18 protein-coding genes are annotated in these 23,665 nt (G+C 71.3%); 7 read left to right on the forward strand and 11 right to left on the reverse strand.

What is annotated here, in order from left to right:
• Positions 1–229: hypothetical protein (locus VMS22_16605; GenBank protein HXJ35655.1), on the forward strand; the 229-nt coding region annotated here is incomplete at its 5' end.
• A gap of 23 nt (positions 230–252) precedes the next feature.
• Here VMS22_16605 and VMS22_16610 read toward each other — a convergent pair.
• The 4 genes from VMS22_16610 to VMS22_16625 all read right to left on the reverse strand — a co-directional run bounded on the left by VMS22_16610 (position 253) and on the right by VMS22_16625 (position 5,449).
• Complete coding sequence (locus tag VMS22_16610) at positions 253–1,755, reverse strand: hypothetical protein (GenBank protein HXJ35656.1); 1,503 nt, start codon at positions 1,753–1,755, stop codon at positions 253–255.
• A 60-nt stretch (positions 1,756–1,815) separates the two neighbouring features.
• Entirely contained in the window at positions 1,816–3,294 is a 1,479-nt protein-coding gene (locus VMS22_16615) for a hypothetical protein (GenBank protein ID HXJ35657.1), read from the reverse strand.
• A 104-nt stretch (positions 3,295–3,398) separates the two neighbouring features.
• The gene (locus VMS22_16620; protein HXJ35658.1) at positions 3,399–4,853 is read right to left on the reverse strand and encodes a BREX system ATP-binding domain-containing protein; all 1,455 of its coding nucleotides are present in this window, start codon (positions 4,851–4,853) and stop codon (positions 3,399–3,401) included.
• Between the two features lie 146 nt (positions 4,854–4,999).
• Entirely contained in the window at positions 5,000–5,449 is a 450-nt protein-coding gene (locus tag VMS22_16625) for a PIN domain-containing protein (GenBank protein HXJ35659.1), read from the reverse strand.
• Between VMS22_16625 and VMS22_16630 the strand changes: the two genes are divergently transcribed.
• On the forward strand, positions 5,448–5,729 hold the full coding sequence (locus VMS22_16630; protein HXJ35660.1) for a hypothetical protein: 282 nt from the start codon (positions 5,448–5,450) through the stop codon (positions 5,727–5,729). The genes VMS22_16625 and VMS22_16630 overlap by 2 nt on opposite strands.
• 117 nt (positions 5,730–5,846) lie before the next feature.
• Positions 5,847–7,085, forward strand: coding sequence for a phosphatidylinositol-specific phospholipase C1-like protein (locus tag VMS22_16635; protein ID HXJ35661.1), 1,239 nt, complete (start codon positions 5,847–5,849; stop codon positions 7,083–7,085).
• Positions 7,086–7,091: 6 nt separating this feature from the next.
• On the opposite strand, the gene VMS22_16640 is transcribed toward VMS22_16635, so the two are convergent.
• Complete coding sequence (locus tag VMS22_16640; GenBank protein ID HXJ35662.1) at positions 7,092–7,880, reverse strand: enoyl-CoA hydratase; 789 nt, start codon at positions 7,878–7,880, stop codon at positions 7,092–7,094.
• Between the two features lie 75 nt (positions 7,881–7,955).
• Here VMS22_16640 and VMS22_16645 point away from each other — a divergent pair, with 75 nt between their 5' ends.
• Positions 7,956–8,960, forward strand: a complete 1,005-nt coding sequence (locus VMS22_16645) for an alpha/beta hydrolase (GenBank protein ID HXJ35663.1) — start codon at positions 7,956–7,958, stop codon at positions 8,958–8,960.
• A 2-nt stretch (positions 8,961–8,962) separates the two neighbouring features.
• Positions 8,963–11,857: a DUF748 domain-containing protein gene (locus VMS22_16650; protein HXJ35664.1), complete on the forward strand. Its 2,895-nt coding sequence runs from the start codon at positions 8,963–8,965 to the stop codon at positions 11,855–11,857.
• Here the strand turns inward: VMS22_16650 and msrA are convergent.
• The 5 genes from msrA to VMS22_16675 form a co-directional block, all read right to left on the reverse strand.
• On the reverse strand, positions 11,847–12,494 hold the full coding sequence (gene msrA, locus VMS22_16655) for a peptide-methionine (S)-S-oxide reductase MsrA (GenBank protein ID HXJ35665.1): 648 nt from the start codon (positions 12,492–12,494) through the stop codon (positions 11,847–11,849). The two genes, VMS22_16650 and msrA, sit on opposite strands and share 11 nt — an antisense overlap.
• 43 nt (positions 12,495–12,537) lie before the next feature.
• Entirely contained in the window at positions 12,538–13,674 is a 1,137-nt protein-coding gene (locus VMS22_16660) for a hypothetical protein (protein ID HXJ35666.1), read from the reverse strand.
• The gene (locus VMS22_16665; GenBank protein HXJ35667.1) at positions 13,671–15,815 is read right to left on the reverse strand and encodes a CHAT domain-containing protein; all 2,145 of its coding nucleotides are present in this window, start codon (positions 15,813–15,815) and stop codon (positions 13,671–13,673) included. Before VMS22_16665 ends, VMS22_16660 begins: the two co-directional genes overlap by 4 nt.
• Positions 15,816–15,997: 182 nt before the next feature.
• Positions 15,998–16,867: a hypothetical protein gene (locus VMS22_16670; GenBank protein ID HXJ35668.1), complete on the reverse strand. Its 870-nt coding sequence runs from the start codon at positions 16,865–16,867 to the stop codon at positions 15,998–16,000.
• Between the two features lie 46 nt (positions 16,868–16,913).
• On the reverse strand, positions 16,914–17,618 hold the full coding sequence (locus VMS22_16675; protein HXJ35669.1) for a sigma-70 family RNA polymerase sigma factor: 705 nt from the start codon (positions 17,616–17,618) through the stop codon (positions 16,914–16,916).
• 106 nt (positions 17,619–17,724) lie between these two features.
• On the opposite strand from VMS22_16675, the gene VMS22_16680 reads away from it, so the two are divergent.
• The gene (locus VMS22_16680; protein ID HXJ35670.1) at positions 17,725–22,860 is read left to right on the forward strand and encodes a hypothetical protein; all 5,136 of its coding nucleotides are present in this window, start codon (positions 17,725–17,727) and stop codon (positions 22,858–22,860) included.
• An 85-nt stretch (positions 22,861–22,945) separates the two neighbouring features.
• Here VMS22_16680 and VMS22_16685 read toward each other — a convergent pair whose 3' ends face one another.
• On the reverse strand, positions 22,946–23,218 hold the full coding sequence (locus tag VMS22_16685) for a hypothetical protein (GenBank protein HXJ35671.1): 273 nt from the start codon (positions 23,216–23,218) through the stop codon (positions 22,946–22,948).
• A gap of 166 nt (positions 23,219–23,384) precedes the next feature.
• Between VMS22_16685 and VMS22_16690 the strand changes: the two genes are divergently transcribed.
• Positions 23,385–23,612 (forward strand): helix-turn-helix domain-containing protein, encoded by a 228-nt coding sequence (locus VMS22_16690; GenBank protein ID HXJ35672.1) that lies wholly within the window; start codon positions 23,385–23,387, stop codon positions 23,610–23,612.
• Positions 23,613–23,665: the final 53 nt, after the last annotated feature.

Here is a 23,665-nt window from a genome sequence, read left to right on the forward strand (position 1 = left end):
GCTCACCTCGGTGCCCCAGTTCGACGTGAAGACGGGGACGCTCGTCTTCGATGCCACCTGCGATCCGTCCGGGCTCCGCCCTGTGAGCGGCCAGGTCTTCGCGATGCGCGGTGACGGATCGGGCCTCCGCCAGCTCACGAGCTATCGCGGCACGCAGGGCACGGCAGCGGACGGCACGCTGACGGTCGAGCTCCCGGGTCCCATCGAGTACTCGGGCGTGAAGAACTGATCGCCGCCGCAGGTGCGCGACGGCTACTTCGCCGTCGCGAACACCCATCCGCCGCCGGCGCGCGACAGCGTCTTCGTCACGCGGAGCGCGACGTGCATCGGGCGTCCCGTCGGCACGTCGACGAAGTCGTCGGTACGGGAGTAGCTGACCACGGCCTCGTCGCCGACCACCGCGATCTCGACGTTGTCGATCGTCACCCGCAGGTCCCGTACGTTCGCGTAGTAGCTCACGAGCGCCGCACGCTGCGCCGGGGTGAACGACGCATACATGGTCGCGAGGGCCGCGACGTCGCCGGCCTCGGTAGCGCGGCGGTAGCGATCGAGGAACGCCACGATCTCGCGGTCCGCGACGTCGTCGGCGGCCGCGGCGCTCCGCGCGCCGAACCAGCTCGACCGGCCTGGTGCCGGTGGGGTCGGAGGCCTGGACGGCGCCGCGGGCTTGTCACCCTCGACCCGCATCAGTCGGCGCAGCGCCTCGACGTCGGTCGCGCGGCGGGCCGCGAGACGACCCTCGTCCTCTGGCGTCAGGCGCAGGCCAAGCTTCTCGACGACACCGAAGACGACCTCGTTCTCGAGCGCGAGGACGTCGCTCCGACGGCCGTCGCGCCGAAACGAGCCCTCGATGACGCCGGAGGCGATGTCGACGATCTGCGTGTCGACCTGCACCGCGTCGTCGACGACGGTGACGACGCCCGCCAGCATCTTCTCGATGCCGAGCTTGGTCGCCGCCTCGATCTCCGACAGCCCCTGGCGTGTCATCAAGAAGTCGAGGAACTCGCGTGAGTAGACCCGGACGCCGGCGAGCTCGGCGAGCTGGGTGTTCAAGCTGTCGCGCACGGCGTCGCGGATCCAGAGATCGGATTCGGCCACGCCAGGCGCCCGGAACCGGAGCACGCCGAGCGCGATGGGACGCGGGTCGACGCTCGACGTGACGCGGCGGAGCGAGAGCGCAACCGCCGCTCCGACGGCTCCGAGCGCCGCAGCGCCGGCGAGTCCCGAGAGCACCACCGTGCGGCGCGCGAGCGGCGGTCCCATCGGCGGGGGCGCCAGGAGATAGGCGTGCATGTCGCCCACGTCGATGCGCTCGACCAGCGCCGCCATGTCGCCCGGAAGAGCGTCGCGCGCACGCTCGGAGAAGACGAGCGTGCCGGGACGCGCCGCGGCCGCGAGCTGGCGGGTGGTCGCGACGGCCGCAGCCAGGACCTCTCCATCCGGCGAGAGCACCGTGTCGAGCGCGAGGACGCCCACGCGTTCCTCCAGGGTGGTGTCACGCGCGCCCGCGAGCGCGAGACGGCGGTGGATCTCGAGGGCGGCGGTCACGCTCGCGACGACCGACGGAAACGCCGCCACGATGCCGTCGGACGTGGTGCGCTCGGCCTCGCCGCCCGCCTCGCGGACGACGACCGCCAGCAGCGCCAGCAGCGACTCGAGGCGTTCCGCGGGCGGGGCGTCGCCCGCGGGGGTGAGCGTCGCCACCAGTACGGCTGCCGCGCCGCCGACCCAGGTGTCCTCCGACGCACCCGCCACCAGGTTCCCGTTACCCGCAAACCTGCGGGAGGTGAAGCGGCGGCCCGCTGCGCGCGCGAGCTATTCGCGCCACGGCACGCCGCCCGGTCCGTACGAGCAGAAGTATCCCGTATGGATCGTCGCCGTGAGGTGCGCCCCGAGCGGCTCGTGATACTTTTCGATCTGCGCGATGGCGGCACGGATGCGGCGCGTTACCGCGACGCGGACGCGATCGACGTTCGACACCGCGCGGCGGTCTCGTCCCCCCAGGCCCGTCGCCTGGCGAAGCTGGTCGACGAGCGCCTCGAGCTCGGCGCGGAGCGTCTCTGCACGCCCGATGTCGTTGCACGTCTCGGCCTCGGCCAGCTCTTCGCGCAGCTCGACGAGGCGCCGGCGATAAGTCGCCTTCGCCTGCGCGTCGAGCACCTCGCCCGCGTCGCCGAGATCGCCGACGGGCTCGCCAGCAGTGACGTTCGTCGCGTGCGTTGGCATGGCCGCGTCGGACGGGCTGAGCGCGTCGAGGGCCGAGACGTGGATCTCCTCGCCGGGGTTTCGCAGCAGGTGCACGAGGAGCGAGAGGCCGCGCGAATGGCGGACGAGCACGGTCTTCGATGCGAAGCTGATGCGCCAGACGTCGCCCTCGCGCCGGAGCGACGCGGCTTCGGCCTCGTCCGTCGGGACCGGCGACGGAGTGGAGCGCGAGGGCTCGGTGTCCGCCACCGCAGGCCGCGTCGGGGCCGCCGCGGCGGCGCGACGGAATGCGGTTCCGAACGCCGCGAGGGTCTGTCGATTCGCGCGGCGAACCCGCTCGATCTCGATCGCCTGCGCGACGGTTGCGGCGATCGCGGGGAGGGTCCAGGCGATGCCCGGCCCGACCGAGCTCCAGGCGAGGCCTGCGCTCGTCGCCGCCGCGACGCCGATCGCAGTCGTCCAGCGCGGCTGCGCCTGCCAGTGCACGAGGTACTCGCAGGCGTCGTCGCCCCGAGCGAGACACCGCGTCTCGTGTACGACGGCGGGCGGCAGCCCCCACGCGCGCGGGCGCTGCGCGAGTCGTGCCTGACGCCACAGGCACACGAGGCGGCTCTGCGCCTGTGTGCTCGCATACCGGATGGTCGTCGCGCCGAGCCTGCGCTGGTGGACTGCGCTCCGCCCCGCACCGGCGGTCACACACTTGCGTCCCGCTCGCCCTCGATAGAGGAGCCCAGGCGTCGCGAACGATCGCAGCCAGCGCGGAGGCCAGACAGGCCGCGTCTCGCCCGCCGTTCCGGCCGCGAGGAGCGCGCCGTCGCCACCGACGTGGTCGCGAAGCGCCGAGAGGAACGTCTCGAGCTGCGCCAGCGGCAGGCGGCCGCCGCCGTTCGAGAAGGCCTCGGGCACGACGCCGGCCGCGGCGCATACGGCCCGGAACGCGGGATCGCCCTGGGTCGCCCGCGTCCAGGCGGCGAGCGGCGCGAGCGCGTGGAGATCGACCGCCTCCGTGACGGCTGGGGCGGCTCGTGGCGCTGCCCCGACGGGTGTCGGAACGGGCGCAGAGGCCTGGTCGCGACCGACGACGGACACCGACGATGGTCGTATCGCCCGCCCCGTCCGACTGTCCAGCGGCGGTCTTCGGGGTGGCGCCAATGCGCGAGGAGCTACGGCGGATCGGTACGCTCGCAGCTCGTCTAGCGCGAGCATCTGACGTCCCAGCGCGGCGCGGCCGCGGGGTCCACCAGATAGGAGCATCGGGTGCCCGTGCGGATGGTTCGGTTGAGATGGGTGCCGAGCTCCGGGTGCGCCTCGGCGAGGCGATCTATGGCATCTCGGATGCGTCGGGTGACGCTCACGCGTGCGCGCTCGGCCACGAGCGGGCTCTCGGCCATGGCCGGGACGGCATCGCCGCGAGCGCTTCCGACGAGATCCAGCGCCGGCACCTCGACGCCGGGCCTGGCGAGCAGATGGGCGAGATAGACGAGCCCCGCTCGATCGCCCAGTCGAACGGCGCGGTCCGCGAAGCCGATCGCCCAGTACTCACCCTCGCAGACGAGGTACGGCGCACCGGGCACCCGCGCTGATGCGAAATCGCGGGCGCGAGCTTCCGAGGCGAGGTCGGCGAGGCGGCGAAGATGGACCTCGGCGCCCCGCGCGTCACCCATCGCCATCGCCGCCAGGCAGCGGTGCACGAGCGCCGCCGTCGCGGACTCGTCCTCGGTCGCGAGAACGGCCGCCGCACGGATGTGCAGCTCCGCCCGGCGCTCGGCCGGAAGCGAGGCGTGGACCAGATCGCGCGCGAGCGGGGGCGTGAATCGGCGCCGCCCCGACCCGTTCACCGTGCTCATGAGGAGGCTCTCCTCCAGGGCGCGGAGTGCACCGGGGTCACCGAGCACCCGTGCGATCGTCTTGGTGTCGCAGGCCTCGCCGAGTACGCTCGCAGCCTCGACGGCGTCGCGGCTGCCTGCCGGAAGAGCGGCGAGGCGCCCACGCATCCACGCCACCGCCCGATCCGACATGGGCCACGGCTCGGTCTCGACGATGCGGCCCGCCCGAGCGAGCGCGTCGAGCGCCTCGACCACGAGGAAGGCATTGCCCCCCGTGGCGACCAGCAGTCGCTCGAGCGCGCGGGCCGGCGCATCGACTCCGGCCTGGCCGGCGAGCGTGATCACCGCGCCGACGGGCAGGGGACCCAGCCGGACGCAGACCGCGTGCGCTTCGATCTCGGCGATCCGTCGCTGTGCTTCGCCCGAAGGAACGGGATCGACGATCGTGCCGAGCACGAGACCAGGGACGGCCGACAGCTCCCGGGCCGCGGCCACGAACCTCGCGAGGGTAGCCTCGTCGGCCGCGTGCAGATCGTCGAGGAACAACGCGAGCGGCGATTCGGCCGTCGCACGATCCGACACCAGGGGGGCGGTGTCGGACGCGGTGATCGAGCGCCAGACGACCTGCATGCCCCGTTCCACAGCGAGACCGGCGACCTCGCGCGCGAAACGGGTCTTCCCATGCCCCGATGCACCGCGGACTACGATGACCTTTCCGCGCCCGGCGAGCGCCTCGTCGAGCGCGTGCTCGACGAGCGCGAGCTCTCGGTCGCGCCCGACGATCGCTCGGCCGGCGCGCCAGCCGTCGGAGGCCTCGTTCATCGAAGCAGCGGGCGTAACCAGCGGCGGAACAGATGTTCCGTCTCCCCGTAGTGGGCGGGTGTTCCGCCCAAGGTTACGCCCAAGCGCCCAGAACCGCGTCGTCGGCCGGTCAGCGATTGGCTTTGCCGACCCCGAGGCAACGTCGATCAGGCATCGACCTGCCACATGCGGAAGCCGGCCATCGCGAAATGTCGATCGAAGGTGAGCGCGACCCGACAGCGCCCGGTCTCCATTACCGCGAAGCTCACGGCGTCCGCGTACGAGATGGGTTGATCAGCGAGCTTCACGAGCCAGCGGCGGGCGAGGCGATGATGGTCGGCGGTTGCGTGAACGATCGAGACCAGGCGGCTCGCTTCGATCCGATCGAGCAGCGCCGCCGCCGGCCGGATGCCCATCCGCACGAGCGCCAGCCGGTGAACCTCGGCGACGACCAGGTTGGTCGTCACGAGACCCGTCTGTCGCGCCACCGCCTCGCGCAGGAGCCGTTCCGCCTCCGCATGCCTGCCGTCGCTCGCGCTCGCGATCGCGAACCAGCCGCTGCTATCGACGAAGACGCGACTTGGTGCTGGTTCGTCTCGTCCGGTACGTCGGACCATGTTCCGCCACGTATGTCTGGCTCAGATATCGATCGAAGTGCTCGCTCACATCGGGCGGCAGACCGTCGAACATGCCGCTCAGCTCGAGGACGGGGTCCTCGGCCGCCCCGCGGGTCAGCGTGCGGACGGCAAGACGGATTGCGCGCGATTTCGTCAGCCCACGCTCGCGCGCCCATGCCTCGAGTCGATCGAGATCGGCCTCGTCGAGGTACACCTGCAGAGGCCGCCGCATGATGTGATCCTGTACACGATCATGATGATTGTCTCAACCTTCTCATGATTCGTCTCGACTCGTGCTGCGTACGTTGAGCCCTCGTCGCAGGGCGACCGTCGCCTCGCCCCTCGCCCCGCGAGATTCCGATTGACGCGCGGCGAGCGGCCACGGTAGCCCCATCGTATGAGACATCTCGGCAGTCTCGTCGTCGCCCTGGCGCTCGTGGCGGACTTGCGGTCCGCCATGGCGCGCGAGGTCCTGCGCGCCACGCCGAAGCAGTGCCTGCGGCTGGAGAAGCGCGTGGCGGGGGCAGAGCTGCGGGCGCAGGCCAACCCGACCGGCGCCCGCGCCCAGGCCAAGTTCTACAGCCAGTCGCGGAAGTACGCGACGCGCTGCGTGCACCTGAACGAGATCCAGGTGCTCGGCACGCACAACAGCTACCACGTCCGTCCGCTCGAGCCGTTGTGGTCGGCGCTCCTCGCCTTCCTTCCGGAGCTCTCGCAGCTCGACTACACGCACATTCCGCTCGACCAGCAGTTCAGTGACCAGGGCATCCGGCAGATCGAGCTCGACGTGTCGTACGATCCGAACGGCGGGCTCTACGCCGACCGGATCATCATGGCGCTGTTCGGCCTGCCGACGGCGTCGGGCATTCCGGCGCTCGACCAACCCGGCTTCAAGGTGCTGCATCTGAACGACATCGACTTCCAGAGCACCTGCTACACCTTCGTCGAGTGTCTCCAGCAGGTGAAGACGTGGTCGGACGCGCGCCCCTGGCACCTCCCGATCACGATCCTGGTCGAGGCGAAGGACGATCCGACGCCCGACCCGCTGGGTATCGGCTTCGTCACGCCGCTCCTCTTCACTCCGGCCGCCTTCGACGCGCTCGATGCCGAGATCCGCTCGGTGTTCCCGCCCGAGCGCATCATCACACCCGACCTCGTGCGCGGGAGCTTCGCGACCCTCGAGGAGGCCGTGCTCGCGACCGGCTGGCCGACGCTCGGCGAGGCCCGCGGCAAGGTGATGTTCCTGCTCGACAACGGCGGCCACTACAAGGCCGACTACCTCGCCGGCCATCCGGCGCTCGCGGGCCGTATCCTGTTCACCGACGCGAACCCCGGCGATCCCGACGCGGGGTTCTCGAAGCAGAACGATCCGCTCGCGCCGGCGATCCCCGGGCTGGTCGCGCAAGGCTACGTCGTGCGGACGCGTGCCGACGCGGACACTCTCGAGGCGCGTGCCGGCAACACCGTTCCGCGCGACACGGCGATCGCGAGCGGCGCCCAGTGGGTGAGCACCGACTACCCGGTGCCGAACCCGGCGTTCGGGACGGGCTACTTCGTCGCCATTCCGGACGGGCACCCGGCGCGCTGCAACCCGGTGAACGCGCCGGGCGGCTGCCGCTCGACGGCGCTCGAGTAGCGCGGGCTACTTCTGGGTCTGTGCGCGGCCGCGCGCCTGCACCTGGGCGCGCCGCGCCGCGATCCTCTCGGGCGTCACGGTGGCGGCGTGCTCGCGGCTGCGCGCCTTCTCGAGGCGGAGCCCTTCGCCGAACGTCGTCGCGAAGCCGTCGTCGATCACGCGCTTGTAGGCCCGCAGCACCTCGGGGTCGCAGGACAGCATGTCGCGCGCCAGCGCGCGGCAGGTGGGCAGGAGCTGGTCCGGCGCGACCACGCGGGTGACGAGGCCCCAGGCGCACGCCTGCTCGGCCGAGAGGTAGTTGCCCGTCAGCGAGAGCTCCTTCGCGCGCCCGATGCCGATCGTGCGCGAGAGCTTCTGCGAGAGACCCCAGCCGGGCATGATGCCGACGCGCGCGTGCGTGTCGGCGAAGCGTGCCTCGGTGGACGCGATGAGCACGTCGCACGCGAGCGCGACCTCGAAGCCGCCCGTCACCGCCACCCCGCCCACGGCACCGATGATCGGACGATCGCAGCGCGCCATCGTGTCGATGAGGTCGCCGGTCGCGACCGCGTCGGCGATGCGGGGCGTCGCGCTCGTCTCCCCACCGAGCTCTTTCAGGTCCAGCCCCGCGGTGAACGCACGACCGGCGCCGGTGAGGATGACGACGCCGGCGTCGGCGTCGCGCCCGACGTCCTGGAACGCCTGGATGAGGGACGCGCGCAGCTCGCGCGACAGCGCGTTCATCGCCTGCGGGCGGTTCATGGTGAGGGTGACGATGCCTTCGGACTTGTCGACGAGGAGAACGGGATCGGCCATGCCGCACCCATACCGCACTCGCGGGCGACGGCGCGATGGTCGATCGGGGGGTAGGTCCGCCGCGAGCTTTGTGGCATGGGGGACACGATGGGGCGGCTCGGAAGATGGCTCGCTGCGATCGTGGCCGCGGTCGTGGTCCTGCTGGTGACCGGTTACCAGAGCGGCAACCACGAACCCGTCGACCAGGTGGCCGTGGGGCAGCGCGAGCTCGGCGTCGAGCTGCGCGCGCACATGGTGCCGGCGAGCGAGGTGCGATTGAACGTGGTCGAGGCAGGGCCCGCGAGCGGCCCGCCGGTCCTGCTCCTGCACGGCTTCCCGGAGTTCTGGTGGGGCTGGAAGGCGCAGATCGTGCGCCTCGCGAACGCGGGCTTCCACGTCATCGTACCCGACCAGCGCGGCTACAACGCGTCGGACAAGCCGGAGGAAGTCGAGGACTACCGGCGCGAGGCGCTCACGGCCGACGTGCTCGCGCTTCTTTCGGCGCTCCACATCGATCGCGTCTACCTCGCCGGCCACGACTGGGGCGGCGCGGTCGCGTGGACCGTCGTCCTGGAGCATCCCGAGCGCGTGCGCCGCCTCGTCATGTTCAACGCTCCGCACCCGCTCGCGTGGGAGGAGGCGGCCAAGAGCGCCGCGGAGCGGGATACGACTACGACCACGTGGTTTCGCACCTTCTTCCAGATCCCGGTCGTCCCCGAAGTCGTGATGCGGATGGGCGACTGGGCGCTCGTCGCACGCAACCTCCAGGAGACGAGTCGTCCAGGGACTTTCGACGCGACCGAGCTCTCCTACTACAAGGCGGCGTGGGCGCGGGACGACGCGATGTCGACGATGGTCGACTGGTACCGCGCGGCGTTCCAGTATCCCTATCGGACCAGGGGCGACGGCACCGTCAAGGTGCCGACGCGCATCGTGTGGGGCGTGCAGGATCGGTTCTTCGAGCCGCGCATGGCCGATCTCAGCGTGCAGCACTGCCCGGGTGGTGAGCTCATCCGGGTCGACGCTGCCGGCCATTGGCTGCTCCACGAGGAACCCGACCTCACGAGTCGCGCCATGATCGACTTCTTCCACGAGGACTGACCGTGCGCTTCGTTCGACGCTGGTGGTGGGCGATCCTCGCGCTGCTGATCGTGATTCTGAGGATCGCGCTGCCCTCGATCGTGCGCTCGCAGATCGAGACGCGTGCGTCGGAGACCCTCAACGCCAACGTGAAGGTCGGCGACGTGACCTTGCGGCTCCTGCGCGGCTTCGTGGCGCTCGACGACGTGACGGTGCGCGCCAAGGACGCGGCCCCCGACGACGAGTCGCTGATCGGCTGGAAGCACTTCTCCGTGAACCTGGCCTGGCTGTCGTTGTTCAAGAAGATGATCCGCCTGGAGGAAGTCGAGCTCTCCGAGCCCCACGTGAAGCTCGATCGGCTCCAGTCGGGCGACATCAACCTCATGGCGCTGGTGCCGAAATCCGAGCCGCCGCCCGAGGGGACTCCGCCGCAGAAATCGACCTGGCGAATCGGCATCGACGACTTCGTCCTGCATCGCGGGGGCGTGCGCTTCCGCGATCTCGTGGTGCCCGGGTCCGAGCCGGTGGACGTCGGGCTCCAGTCGATCGAGGTGAAGAACATCGCCTTCGAGCCCGACGTCTACGGCGGTCCCGCGAACATCAAGCTCGACGTGAAGCTCGACGAGGGTGCCATCCGGAGCCGTACGCGGTTCGTGCCGCGCACGGAGGGCATGGCGATCGACGTCACGATCGCCGTGACGCGCCTGCCGGTCCACCGCTCGCGGATCTACGTGCCGAACGTGGCCTGGAGCGACCTCACGGGCACGCTCACGATGGGCCTGCGCTATCGGCTCGAGACGGGCGGGCGCAACGAGCTGTCCGGCAAGCTCGACCTCGGGGACCTGACCGCCTGGGTGGCCGGGCTCGACGAGCCGGCCCTTCGGTGGAATCGGCTCGCGGTCGGGATCGGCAAGGTCGATCTCGTGAAGCACGACGCCCGCATCGACAGTGTCGCGCTCGAAGGAGCCGTGATCCCGGTGCGTCCGCTCGGTCCCGACGTGCTCCCCGTCCTCGCGGCTGCGAAGGCGGCACGCGCGGCGATCAAGGCGAACGCCCCACCCGACGAGAAGGTCGAGCCGTCGGCGCCGTGGAGCTGGTCGGTCGGCACGTTCACTCTCGACGGCTCGACCGTGCGGCTCATCTCCGAAAAGCCGCCGATCGACGTCGGCGTATGGATCGACACCAAGGGTCTCTCCGGGCCGCGGCACACGACCTCGCCCGTGAAGCTCGCGCTCAAACACAACGACGGCCACATCGACGTCGACGGCACGCTGCGCCTGGACACCTTCGGCTTCGACGGCGAGGTGGCGAGCACGCAGCTCGGGCTGTCGGACTTCCTCGACGTGCTCGGAGTGGCCTCGTCGAGCCTGCTCCAGGCGGGGAAGCTCGACAGCAAGGCGCACGTCGCGCTCGGCACGGGTGCGCCGACGCCTGGCGATGCGCGGGTCTCGGACGGCACGTTCTCGCTCGACGGCCCGTGGGTGGCTGCGACCGATCCGAAGGAATTCTCCGCCGGGGCCACGCGCATCGCGATCGGTGTGACCGACGTCACCGTGCCGGGCGTGCTCGCGAAGGAGCCCGCGACCGGACGACCGATCACGGTCGCCCTCGGCAACGTCGAGATCACTGCGCCGTATGCGCGGGTCACGCGCACCGTCAAGGGCATCGTGCTCCCGTCGTTCGCACCGCCCCCGAAGCCGGCCGAGGCGCAGAAAAAAGAAGAGGCGCCGCCGCCGGCCAAGCCCGCCGGCCCTGCCGGCCCGCCTCCCCAGGCGACGGTCGCGAGCTTCAAGCTGACGCAGGGCCGGGTCGACGTGATGGACCGCACCGTGAAGCCGTTCTTCTGGACGGCGCTCTCGCCGATCGACGTCGACGTGCAGCGCGTGAAGTACCCGAATCCCGAGGTGGGCGCGTTCTCGTTCAAGACTCAGACGCCGACCAAGGGCACGATCGAGGCGAAGGGCGGCTACGGCCCGCGGAGCAAGGTCGACGTCACGGTGAAGAACCTGCAGCTCTCGCCGTTCAACCCGTACGTGACCAGCGTGTCGCCCTACAGCATCGCGCGCGGCGCGCTCTTCGTCACGACCAAGGCGCAGATCAGCGGCGCGCGCTACGACACCACCACCGACATCACGCTCTCCAATTTCGATCTCGCGAGCCGGAGCGGCCAGAACGTGATGCTGGAGCAGCTCGGCATCCCGATCACGGTCGCCATCGCGCTCCTGCGCGACTGGCAGGGCAACATCGACATCACGATCCCCGTGCAGGTGGACGAGAAGGGGACGCAGATCGCCTTCGGCACGATCATCGCGCAGGCGCTCGTGAAGGCGCTCGTCGGCACCCTCATGTCGCCCTTGAAGCTCGTGGGCGCCGTGCTGCCGATCGGCGGCAGCGGCGGCGGGAGCCTCGCGCCGGCGCCGATCAAGTTCCACGCGGGATCGGCGCTCCTCGACTCGGCCGGCGAGGAGCAGGTTCAGCAGGTCGCGAGCTTCCTCGCGAGCCGGCCCGGTCTCGGTGTGACGCTCGCTGCGCCGCGGACCGCGATCGACGCGCGCGGGCTCCGCGAGCAGGCGCTCCTGAAGTCGCTCGGGCCGCGCAAGGGCGTCATCGGCTCGATCCGCAACGTCGGCGGGCGCGGCCGCATCATGGACGCGCTCGACGCGCGCTCGCGCGGCGAGGAAGGCAAGCTCGAGGATTCGGACGCGAAGACCCTCGACGAATGGGTGGCCGACGTGCCCGCGCCGTCGGCGGCCGAGCTGCAGAAGCTCGGCGAAGCGCGTGTGGCGCTGGTGGAGAAGACGTTGCGCGAGAAGTACGGCATCGCGCCAGAGCAGATCGCACGCGCCGAGGCTCAGGGCGGCGAGCCGGCCGAAGGCGATCCGGTGGTGACCGTCGAGCTGGGTGCGGCTAGGCGTTGAGCCCGACGGGGCACGCGACGCCGGTGCCGCCGAGCCCGCAGTAGCCGCCCGGATTCTTTGCGAGGTACTGCTGGTGGTAGTCCTCCGCGTAGTAGAACTCGGGCGCCGGCGCGATCTCGGTCGTGATCGTGCCGTGGCCGCGCGCCGTGAGCGCCGCCTGGTACGCGTCGCGTGACGCTTCGGCGGCCTCCTTCTGCTTCTGATCGTAGTAGTAGATGGCAGAGCGATACTGGGTGCCGGTGTCGTTGCCCTGCCGCATGCCCTGCGTCGGATCGTGGCTCTCCCAGAAGAGCCGGAGGAGCGCCTCGTACGACACCTTCCTCGGATCGAAGACGACGAGCACGGCTTCGGTGTGGCCGGTCAGGCCGCTGCACACCTCGCGGTAGGTGGGGTTCTCGGTGTAGCCGCCCGCGTAGCCGACCGCGGTCGAGTAGACGCCCGGCGTCTCCCAGAACTTGCGCTCGGCGCCCCAGAAGCAGCCGAGCCCGAACTGGGCCAGCTCGAGGCCGTCGGGGAACGGCGGCACGATGCGTGCGCCGGAGACGAAATGGGTTTCGGGCACGGGCATTTTCTGCGAGCGTCCCGGCAGCGCTTGATCGCGCGTCGGGAGGCGGAGCTTCGTGGCGGCCCATGGCATGCCCCCGCTCATACTCGGTCGGCGCAGCTCATGGGAGGGGGCGTCAGAACGTCGCTTCGATGCCCACCAGCGGGATCACGTTCGACCGCACGCCGTCGCGATTGACGGGCACGATGACGTTGAACAGCCCGAAGACCCGATCGTGCCAGAGGTCGACGCGGCCCCCGACCGAGACGTCGTAGTAGTTCTCCTGGCCGGGGTTGAGACCGAAGAGCGGCGTGCGGGTGCCGTTCGCGCGCGGGACGTCGAAGGTGCCCGGTGGGACCAGGCGGCCGAACGAGTTGCGGGCGAGGAATGCCCCCGACAGCGTTACCCGCTCGGCGAGCATGCAGTCGAGCCCGATCCCGTAGCGGCCTTCGCTGAGCGAGGAGTCCGCGGGCACGAAGTCGAGCCCCGCGTTCACGTAGCCCTGCAGCCGCATGCCGGGCGCGACCTCGATCGATCGCGTCGATGCGTAGAGCATCGGGCTCAGCTCGAAGTCGCCCGTGCCCTGGAAGTTGTTCTCGTTGCCCGACGGCAGGCGGAACACGAGCCCGGCGGCGACGTCGCCCCAGCTCCCGCGCAGCAGGCGGTACTTGGCGCGCAGGAAGATGTCGCCGACACCGAGCGCCGAACCGTTCTCGCTGCCGGTCTGCGTCTGGCCAGTCGTGAGGTTGTGCAGGAGCGGGTCGACGTCGAGCGTCGTGTAGAGCACCGGGATGGTGAGGTTCACCTCGAGGTCGTCGGTGATGCCGTAGGTCGCGCTCGTCGTCATCTCGTTGGTCACGAGGCCGACGTCGAAACGGGGGATCTGGAACTGGTCGCCGGCGCCGGCGCCGCGCGGCTGGACGATCGGCACGCCGACGTCGCGCAGGTCGTTCAGGTCCTTGCCGTCGAAGCTGTCGAACTTGACCCACTGGTACGTGAAGTTGACGTTGAGCACGTTCTTCCCGATCGGCTGCGCCCGCTCGAGGTAGAGCTGCCCCAGGATCTCGGTCTCGCGCTCGAACGCGGAGGTCTCGGGGTTGAACGTGAAGCGCACGCCGCTCGACGCGGCGGGCACCGGGAGCGTGCGTCCAACCGCGCGCGCGAGCGCCTGGCCGAAGGGACGCAGCAGCGGCGTGTCGAAGCGATCGATCAGATCGGCCCGCGCCCCGCCCGCGGCGAGGGCGAGCCCGAGAACGGCGAGCACGAGCTTCATGACGGGCTCCCGAGCGACTTGATCTTCCATCCACCCGCTTGCTTCAAGAGGCGGCCGGTGATGCGCACCTCGAGCCGCATGGGGCGGCCGCTCGGCGCATCCGTGAACGTGTCCTCGCGCGTGAAGGTGACGACGGCGTCGTCGCCCTCGACCAGGACGTCGACGTCGCGCACCTGCACGTGGAGGTCCTGGGCGACCGCGAAGTAGCGGGCGAGCGACGCGCGCTGGGCATCGCTCATATCGGTCTGGAGCTGGGCGAGCGCGTCGACCTGCTTCGCCTCGAGCGCCGCCGCGTAGCGGCGCAGCAGCTCGCGAATGGCGACCTCGTCCTGGTCGGGGACCTGGGCGTACGCGGGCGGCGTCAGCTCGAGCCACGACGATCCTGCGCCGTTCGGGGGCAGCGTCGACGGCGGGGCAGTCGGCTTCGGCGCGGCCGATCCGCCGGACCCGCCGAGCGTCTCGGTGAGCAGCCGATACGCCTCGACGGTGGCGTCGCGGCGCTGCTCGACGATCCGGCGGAGCTCGTCCGCCGACGGATGGACGCCGAGCGCGGTGAGCGTGCGGAGGGCGAGCTCGGTCTGCAGGTCGAGGAGCTTCGACTCCGGACCCTCGACGCGCTCGATCGACTCGAGCAGGCCGCTGGCGATGTCGACGACCTCGACGTCGAGCGTCACCTCGTCGCCGGCGACGCCGACCCGCGCCGCGACCATCTTGCGGATGCCGAGCGCCTCCGCGGCCTCGATCTCGGTCAGGTGTCGCTTCTCGCGCAGGAAGTCGATCTTCTGGCGCGAGTAGACCTGCACGTTCGGGACGCGCGAGAGCACGGTGTTGAGGCTGTCGCGCGTGAGCGTCCGCATCCAGTCGGGGACCCCTGCGCCCCGTGCGGAGACGTCCATCACGCCGACGGCGATCGGCCCGCCGGCGGCCGGCAGGAGCGAGCGGCCGAACCGGACGACGAGCCCGAGCGCCAGCAGCACCGCCACCGCGACGAGGGCCCACGTGCCCCATCTGCCGCGAACGCGCGACGGCGCCGGAAGTGGCGTGACCGTGACCGGGGTCACGACGGGGGGCGCAGCGACGTCGGCACGCAGCGGGATCACCTTGCCGCGCTCGTCGCGCCCGAGCGTGCGCGCCGGATTGCCGTAGAGCACGAACGACAACCACGCCGGCGACGCCGGCGCGACCTCCCGCACGCGCGCCCGCGCCTCGCGGAGAGCCGTGCCGAGCGACGCGCCGCCGAGCGCGCGCTCGTAGAACGTGGCCGCGAGCGTCGCGGCGCGCGCGTCGCTCACCTCGGCGACCGTGCCGACGACCGCGGTCGCTCCGCCGACCAGGAAGGCGTGCGCGACGCTCGACACGGTTGCGTCCCACGGCTGCGCGGGTGCGGCGGCCGCGCTCGCGCAGCCGTTGACGAACACGAGCGGCCGTCCGGCGAGATTCGCTTCGACGACGCGCGCCGGCAGCCGCTCCTCGCCCGCGAGCAGCAGCGCCGACTCGCCGCGCTCGTCGGTCACGACGTGGCCGCAGAAGTGGACGATGTCGAAGCCTTCGCCCAGATAGCCGACGACCCGCTCGAACGTCGCGAGGCGATCGCTCACGCAGTCGACGTCGGCGAGGCGCTCGAGGGCGTCGCACACCGCCTCGACCTCCGCGCGCACGAACGGCAGGTCGCCGCGCGGATCGACGCCGACGACGAGCGCGCGCGGACGCTCGCGTCGCACCGCGGGCGCCCGCGTCGCGATCGGACGCTCGAGCAGGAGGCGCCGCCCGATCGTGTAACGCAGCCCCCAGAACTCCTCGTCGTCGTGCAGGATCTCCCACGGCACGCCGACGAGCGAGGTCGCGATCACGAGCGGCCCCGTGAGCGCGCGCAGCTCCGGGCGCAGCGCCTCGGGCACGAGCGTGCGATACAGCATGGCGCCGCACGCGCGCGCGTCGGCGCCGAAGGCGGGTCGCTCGCCGGCGCGCAGGAGCGTGGGCGCGCTCGCTTGCAGCGCGCGCAGCGTGGCGTCGTCGATCGGCTGCCGGAACTCCTGCTGGAGCGGCTCGCCGAGATCGCGCTCGGGGACGTCGAGGCGCAGGCGCAGGGCGCCGCCGGCGAGGGGCTCGATCGTGAGCGTCGCGCCGACCGCCATGCTCATGCGGGCGCGGAGCACCAGGGCCGCGCGGGAACGGGGTGACGGCGAGCGGGCAGCTCGCGCGGACATCCGCGGGTCTGGGCGACGTGCGTCAGAGCGGCCTCGCCGAGCTCGGGCGTCGTCTCGGTGGAGGGCACCTACCATTGTGCGGGGGGCGGGTCCACTCACGGAGTCCGCCCTGGAGCTCAGTTTCGCGAACCGACGTCCAACCGCACGCGGTAGCACTGGCCGTCTCGCGGCTCATGCAGCTCGACGATGAAGGACCCCGGCCAGAGGCCACGGACGACGACGGGCTCTTCACCGCGCAGCGTGTGCCGCGCGACGAGGACCTCTTCATCGCTGCGAACCTCGTGAATGTGGACGGAGAAGGGACCCGCCTCGTGCGTGCTGAGGCGAAGCGCGAGGGTCACGTGCGCATCGTCGGCGGACTCGACGCCGAGCTCGGCCCAGACGCCGGTCTCGCCCAGCTCGAAGCGCGTCGACTGCCCGAGCGGTCGCGGCGCGTCGCCGACGGCTTCGAGCGCGGCGGTGCGCACCGCAGCCGCGGCCAGTCCGGGACCGAAGACGCCGAATCCTTCCGGGACTTCCAGCAGCCCCGCCACGGCACGTCCGATGCGGACGACGACACGCCCGGCGACCTCGTGCGCGCGCTCGCCCGCCTTCGTGAGCACCTCGGTCCAGCGCGGCTCGGCCGCGTCGCGGACGTCGCGCTCGACGAGCACGAGCTCGGCGAACCGACTCCGGCATGCGTGACACCACCCGAGGTGACGCGCGGCGGCCGGCGCGGTGCGCGCAATCGCCGCCGCGTCGAGACCGACGAGCTCGTACAGCACGTCCTGGATCGTCTCGCAGCCGAACAGCGCGCGCATGCGCGCGTCGTCCGCCGGTCGCTGCCCCGTCGCCTGCTCGAGCAGGCGGGCGAGTGACGTCCAGCAGTCGGAGCACCGTGCCACGTGCGCCGTCGCGGCGTCGCGCACCGCGGCGTCGGGCCAGGGCCCCACTGGGGGCTCGGTGGCCAGGGCGATCAGCGCAGAAATGGCGTTGGCGTGCGTCACGTGTCCAGGGGGGAGACGCTTGGGGTAAACCCTATGTGTCGACGGGTCATTCGGGCTCTCCCAGGGCATTGCGGATGGCCTTGCGGATCCGCTTGAGCTGCCCGGCAACACCGTCCCGGGACAGGTCGAGACGCTCGGCAATGTCCTTTTCGGGCAGGCCTTCGACGAAGCGCAGGCGGGCGACCTCGAGCTGCCCGATGCAGCGCGAAACGATCGCCAGGCGCTCGCGGCCGGCGGTCGTCTCCTCGGGGTCCGGCTCGGAGCTCGCGAGGCGGTCCCGCAGGATCTCCTCGGCATCGTCCTCCGAGCTCATTGCGAGGCGCTGCCCGCGGTGCCGGCGGACGTCGCGCGCCACGTCCATCACCGCGTGGATGAAGATGCTCCGGGCCCAGGCAGCGAGGCGCGAGGGATCCTTCAATCCATCCAGCTTTTCGGGTGCGATGACCTTCATCAGTGCCACCTGCAGCGCGTCTTCGAGGCCGTCGCCGAGGCCCGGATAACGACGCCTGCCGAGGCGTTCCCAGTCGCGTCGCAGGCCGTGCAGGACGTCGCCGAGTCGAGGATCGGGCCGGTCGGAGAGCGCCGACCGCAGGATGGCGACGACCGCCTCCGGCTGTTCGTTCAGCACCACGACGGCATGCCCGAGCCCGTGCAGGAACGCCAGATGGCACCTCCCTGTCGGGCAGCGACACACGGCCGGTCGCAAAACCGTCTGCGAAATCGACTGATCACCGCGCATGGCGAACGGCACGGCATCGCGACCAGGGGTTGACGAAGGACATGGCCGTCCGTAGGCCTTGTCCGGATCACGCCTCGCGCGACCCCGCTCGCGTCGTGACACGGACTGTAGCGCCCTGATGAGTCGACATTTTCGCCTGTGGGTCCTCGCGATCCTCGCGACGGCACTCGCCACCCCTGCGGGTGCGGCCCCACCGCGCAAGATCTCGTGCGGGGTAGCGCTCTCGCGCGTGCTCGCGCTCGGCACGGACGAGTTCGATCTGCTCGCGCAGCCCGGCGAGGTGGTGAGCATCAGCGTCGTGCCGGCCTTTCATCTACCCGGTTTCACGCCGCGCTGGTCGCTGGTCGACGCGGGGCAGAACCCCGTGCTGCTGTCGAAGGGCGGCTCCGAATGCACCGGGCGCTGCGAGACGTCGCCGCTGCCGGCCGGTGGCACCTTCAGGCTGAGCGTCTACGATCCCGGCCTCGGCCTCGGCTCGTACACGGTGTCCGTCGAGGCCGTCTCCGCGACCGCCAACGGCGGCGACAACGGTCCGCCGACCCCCGTCTGCGCGCGGACGCTCTTCGGCCAGGCCGACGGCACGCAACCGATCGACGACGGCGGCAGCCGCGACGGCGTCATCAACACCGGTGGCGAGACCGATACGTTCACGCTGCTCGCCGATGCCGGCGACGTCCTGCGGGCGCAGATCGTGTCGACGGGCACCTTCGGGTCGTTCGCGCCAGTCTGGCAGGCGTTCGACGCGACCGGAGCTCCGATCACGCTCACCGACGGCACGCTCGCCTGCGGCAGCACGTGTGACACCGTACCGCTCGGCGTGTCGGGCGTCGTCACGCTCCTGGTCACGGATTCGGACGACGACACGATCGGCCCGTACACGATCGGCGTCACGCGTATCCGCCCGTACACGACGACCGTGCCTACGACGACCACCACGACCGAGCCATCGACGACCACGACCGAGGAGACGACCACCAGCACGACGACGACCGAGGCGCCGCCCACGACCACGAGCGAGGTGCCAACGACGACGACCGAGCCCACGACGTCGAGCACGACGACGACGAGCGAGGTACCCACGACCACGATCGTTCCGTCGACGACCACGACCGAGCCCACGACGTCGAGCACGACGACGACCGAGCGGCCGACCACCACGAGCGAGGCCCCCACGACGACGACGGAGCGGCCGACGACGACGACCCAGGCCGCCACCACGACCACGGCCCCGTCGACGACCACGACCGAGGCGCCGAGCACCACAACGACGACGTCGACGACGCTCCCGGAGTGCAGGATGGACGGCGACTGCAACGGCGGCTCGCCGGACGGGGCCTTCATCTGCCTGGACGGCCAGTGCTTCCCCCGGCCGACGACCACGACGACCGAAGTCACGACCTCGAGCACGACCGAGCGACCGACGACGACGAGCGAGGTGCCCACGACCACGACCCTGGCGTCGACCACGACGACGACCATGGCGGCACCGACGACGACCACGGTTCCGTCGCCCACGACGACGACCATCGCGTCGACGACGACGACCGAGCCGACCACCACGACCGTGGCCCCCACGACCACGACTCTGGCGTCGACCACGACGACGGAGGCGACGACTTCGAGCACGACGACGACCGCGGCCCCCACGACGACGATCCTGGCGTCGTCGACCACCACGACCACCACCGCGGCGCCGACGACGAGCACCGTCCCGTCGCCCACGACGACGACGATCGCGTCGACGACCACGACCGAGCCGACCACCACGACGGCGGCCCCCACGACCACGACCCTGGGGTCGACTACGACCACGACCGCGGCGCCGACGACGACCACGGTCCCGTCGCCCACCACGACGACGATCGCGTCGACGACGACGACCGCCGCCCCAACGACCACGACGTTGGGGTCGACGACCACCACCACCGCAGCCCCGACGACGACCACGGTCCCGTCGCCCACCACCACGACCATCGCGTCGACGACCACGACCGAGCCGTCGACGACGACCACGACCGAAGCCGGTGGGACGACCAGCACCACCACGACCGAGGTGCCCACGACGACGACGGAGGCGGTGACGACCACCACCATGACGACCTCGACGACGCTCCCCGAGTGCGCGACGGACGACGACTGCAACGGCGGCTCGCCGTCCGGTGCGCTCGTCTGCATCGACGGCCGGTGCGTCCCGACGACCACGACGACCGAGGTCGTCACGACCACGACCACCACGACCGAGCCGCCCACGACGACGACGGAGGCACCGACCACCACCACGACCGCGGAGCCGCCGTCGACGACCAGCACGACGCTCGCGCCGCAGTTCGAACTCGCGACGACCATCCCGTCGCCCGTCGTCGCCGGCGTCCCGCCGCCGCAGCTCGGCAACGTGCTGGTCGCCGCGGGCGGACGCCTCTTCATCGGAGCACCCCACGACGACGTCGACGCCCCCCTCGGGCTCATCCGGAGCGCGGGGCAGGTGATCGTCGTCGCCGCCGGCGGCTCGCCCGGAACACCTGGTTTCGGCGATGTCGTCGCGCGCGTCACGAAGCCCGGTACACCCACTACGGGCGACGAGTTCGGCGGTTCCGTCGCGGTCCTGGGCAACGGTGTGTTGGTCGGCGCACCCGGTATCCCGGCGGCGTACTTCTTCCCCGACTTCGCCTCGCCCACCGCCGTCCAGCTCGTGTCGCCGGTCGACGAGGCCGGGAACGGCTTCGCGATGGCCGTCGCCGCGCTGTCCGACTTCCTCGCCGTCGGAGCGCCCATGAGCGACGTCGACGGCGCCGTGGACGCGGGACGCGTCTACGTCTTCGAGCAAGCCACCGGCACGCCGCACGTCGTCCTGCAGGCGCCGGCCGTGGTCGCCGGGGCCCGCTTCGGCAGCGCGCTCGCGGCGGCGAACGGGATGATTCTCGTCGGCGCGCCCGGCAGTCCGGATGTACCCGGAGCCGCGTACCTCTTCGACGCCGCTACCGGCTCGCTGCTGGCGGGCTTCTCGGGCGTCCCACCCGAGGCGGGAGACGAGTTCGGCGCCGCGGTGGCGTTCGTCGACGGTGACGTCGTGATCGGTGCACCCGGGTCCGGCCAGGGCCAGGGGATGGTCGCGCGGTTCGACGGCCAGACGGGTCAGCTCGTGCGGACCTACGAGCAGCCGAACGGGCAGCCCGGGGATCGCTTCGGCGCGGCCATTACCGTCGAAGGGAGCACCATCGTGGTCGGCGCGCCCGGCGTGGTCGTCGAGGGCATCACCGGCGGCGCGGCGTTCGAGTTCGACGCGACCGACGGCGCGCTGTCCAACGTCCTCGAGAACCCCTCGCCGACCGCGGGCAACGGCTTCGGCGCGGGCGTGGCGAAGCTCGACGGACGGCTCTTCGTCGGAACGCCGGGCGACGATACTGGAACGCCGAAGGGTGGCGCGACCTACACCTTCGACGGCATGGACATCGTCGCCAAGTTCCGCGATCGCCTCTCGCACGACGCCTTCGGCGCGGCGGCGGTCGCGGAGGACGGCACCCTGGTCGTCGGGGCGCCGGACGGCGCCGCCGGCTATGGGCTCTTCGTCCGCATCAATCCGACGACGGGGCAGAGCAGTGGCTGGGTGAAGGGCGTCGCGGGGCGCGGAAGTCGCTTCGGTGCGTCGGTCGCCACGCTGGCGGGATCGGTCGTGGTCGGCGCCCCGCTCGCGACCGGACAGCACGGCGAGCAGCGCGCGGGCGCGGTCTACATCTTCGACGGCAAGGTGAAGGGCCCGACGCTCCTCAATCCGAACCCGTCCAACGCCGACGAGTTCGGTTTCGCCCTGGGCACGATCGGCTCCGACGTGCTCGTGGGCGTGCCGTTCAGCGGCGACCGCGACACCGGCGTCGCGTATCGGCTCAACGGCAAGACCGGGGCACTGCAGGTGACGTACTCGAAGCCGGTTCCGGTGGCGGGCGACTTCTTCGGTGCCGCCATCGCGGGCGACGGCTCCGAGGTCCTGATCGGCGTACCCTTCGACGGTTCGGGCGGTGCCCGCGCGGGCGCGGTCTACATGTTCGGCGCGGATTCGGCGGCCCTCGAGCGGTTCGTCCCGAGCCCCGAGACCACCACCGATCTATTCGGTGCGTCGGTTGCGCTCGGCCAGTGGATCGTCGTCGGGGCGCCGCTCGCGAACAGCGGCGCCGAGGCCGCGGGCGCGGCATACGTGATCGACCGGACGACCGGGGTCGTGCTCTATCGACTCACGAGCCCGAACCCGCAGCCTTGGGACAACTTCGGTGCGTCCGTGGCGCTGCTCGGCGACCGCATCCTCGTCGGCGCGCCGTTCGTCGACGACGGTGCGATCGACACCGGCGCGGTCTACCTCTTCGACGGCGCCACCGGGACGCTGCTCCAGACGATCCGCAACCCACCGCAGGGCGCGTTCGACAGCTTCGGCTTCTCGGTCGCCGCCAGCGAAGCCGGAATCCTCGTCGGTAGCCCCGGGCCGTCGCGCGTCTACCTGTTCGACGCGATCACGATCGCGAACGCGAGCGTCCACCAGCAGCGCCTCGCCCCGCGCGCCGCCGACGCCACGGCGGTGTGCGGCAACGGGCTCGTCGAGGACGGCGAGGAGTGCGACGACGGCAACGACATCGACACCGACGACTGCCGCAACGATTGCACGCGCGGGCTGTGCTGCCAGCTGGGCCCCACACCCGATTGCGACGACAACAACCCGTGCACGAACGACATCGCCGACCCCCTCGCCGGCTGCCGCCACGAGCCGAGCGGGGCGGACGGCTGCTGCACCACGGACTCGGACTGCCCGGGCGGCCAGTGCCGCGTGTGCGTCGGGTGCTTCATCTACCGCTGGGATTGCTGCGATCAGGACAAGGGATCCACGTGCCTCGCCAGCAATCCCGTCTGTGCGGACAAGACCTGCCTCGACGCCGCCTACTGCCAGTGCGAGGGCAAGCTCGATTGCGGCGAGGAGGAGATTCCGTCGAGCGTCACGTCGATGTTCGCCGGCGCATGCGACGAGCTCCGCCTGCAGGTGAGCGTGGCCCCCGACGGGACGCCGGCCACCAGGGCCGAGCTGCTCGTCGCTCGCCACGGCACGAAGCGCGCCCGGCAGAGCCTGCGCAAGACGCTGCGCGCAGCGCGCGCGCTCGTCGCCCACGGCGACATGTCGCGCGCCTGCCGCAAGAAGATCCTGGGGCAGGTGAAGGTCGTCAAGCGAGCGATCCCGCACGGCAAGCAGCTGAAGCGCTGCCTGCTCGCGAACTGATCGTCACAGGCGACCTTCCGCCGCCGACCGGAGGGCCCGGGGAGGGGGTTTCCGGACCCGTCCGGTGTGGGCGGAGACGCCGCCCTCAGGCGGCGCGTGCGACGAGCAGCGCCGTCGCCCGCTGCATGTCGACCAGGCAGCGCAGCGCGGTGACGACCGCGTCGTCGCGGGTGGTAATGGTCGTGCGGCCCTTGTCCGACGTGAGCCGGACCTCGAGCCCCGGCAGGGGCTCGGCGCGCAGGCCGCAGTGCCGCAGGAACTCGGTGGCGAGAGCCAGGTCTTGGGCCGTCGCCCGGACCCGACCATCCTCGAGCCAGCCTTCGATCAATCGGCGTGCCGCCAGCTCGAAACGGGCCACGGCGGGCCGGGGAGGGTCGCTCAGGACGTCGTAGGAGGTCGGTACAGGCATTGCACCGGTGACGTGGAGAGACGGGCACTTGTGTCGCGGTGACACATCCCTGGCGTGGCGCACGTCAGAGGGGCGTAGACTCCGCACGTCAGTGCGAAAGGGAGAGGCGAAAGAAATGATGACGGACAAGGGGAACGACATCCGCAACATTCGACAGCAGCTTCGTATGACGCAGGAGGAGTTCGCGCACGCGATCGCGGTCACCGCATCGACCGTGAACCGCTGGGAGAACGAGCACGCGGCCCCGAGCCGCCTCGCCCGCCGCGCGATCGAGATCCTCGTGCAGAACCGTGGGCTCTGCCCGGCCGAGGCCGCCGGCGCGCCCGCGATGAGCGCATACTGAGCGCTCGTTCGTGACCCCGGGTGAGCGTCGCGCTCCGGGTCGGGCCGGAGCGC

The organism is Candidatus Eisenbacteria bacterium (genome assembly GCA_035577985.1).
Taxonomy (GTDB): domain Bacteria; phylum Desulfobacterota; class Binatia; order DP-6; family DP-6; genus DATJZY01.

Bases quoted from the DNA above. Each gene is read 5' to 3' on its own strand.
- VMS22_16620 (HXJ35658.1), bottom strand. From the start codon at position 4,853: ATGAACGAGGCCTCCGACGGCTGGCGCGCCGGCCGAGCGATCGTCGGG.
- VMS22_16630 (HXJ35660.1), top strand. From the start codon at position 5,448: ATGTTCCGCCACGTATGTCTGGCTCAGATATCGATCGAAGTGCTCGCT.
- VMS22_16625 (HXJ35659.1), bottom strand. From the start codon at position 5,449: ATGGTCCGACGTACCGGACGAGACGAACCAGCACCAAGTCGCGTCTTC.
- VMS22_16635 (HXJ35661.1), top strand. From the start codon at position 5,847: ATGAGACATCTCGGCAGTCTCGTCGTCGCCCTGGCGCTCGTGGCGGAC.
- VMS22_16640 (HXJ35662.1), bottom strand. From the start codon at position 7,880: ATGGCCGATCCCGTTCTCCTCGTCGACAAGTCCGAAGGCATCGTCACC.
- VMS22_16645 (HXJ35663.1), top strand. From the start codon at position 7,956: ATGGGGGACACGATGGGGCGGCTCGGAAGATGGCTCGCTGCGATCGTG.
- msrA (HXJ35665.1), bottom strand. From the start codon at position 12,494: ATGCCATGGGCCGCCACGAAGCTCCGCCTCCCGACGCGCGATCAAGCG.
- VMS22_16660 (HXJ35666.1), bottom strand. From the start codon at position 13,674: ATGAAGCTCGTGCTCGCCGTTCTCGGGCTCGCCCTCGCCGCGGGCGGG.
- VMS22_16665 (HXJ35667.1), bottom strand. From the start codon at position 15,815: ATGAGCATGGCGGTCGGCGCGACGCTCACGATCGAGCCCCTCGCCGGC.
- VMS22_16680 (HXJ35670.1), top strand. From the start codon at position 17,725: ATGAGTCGACATTTTCGCCTGTGGGTCCTCGCGATCCTCGCGACGGCA.
- VMS22_16690 (HXJ35672.1), top strand. From the start codon at position 23,385: ATGATGACGGACAAGGGGAACGACATCCGCAACATTCGACAGCAGCTT.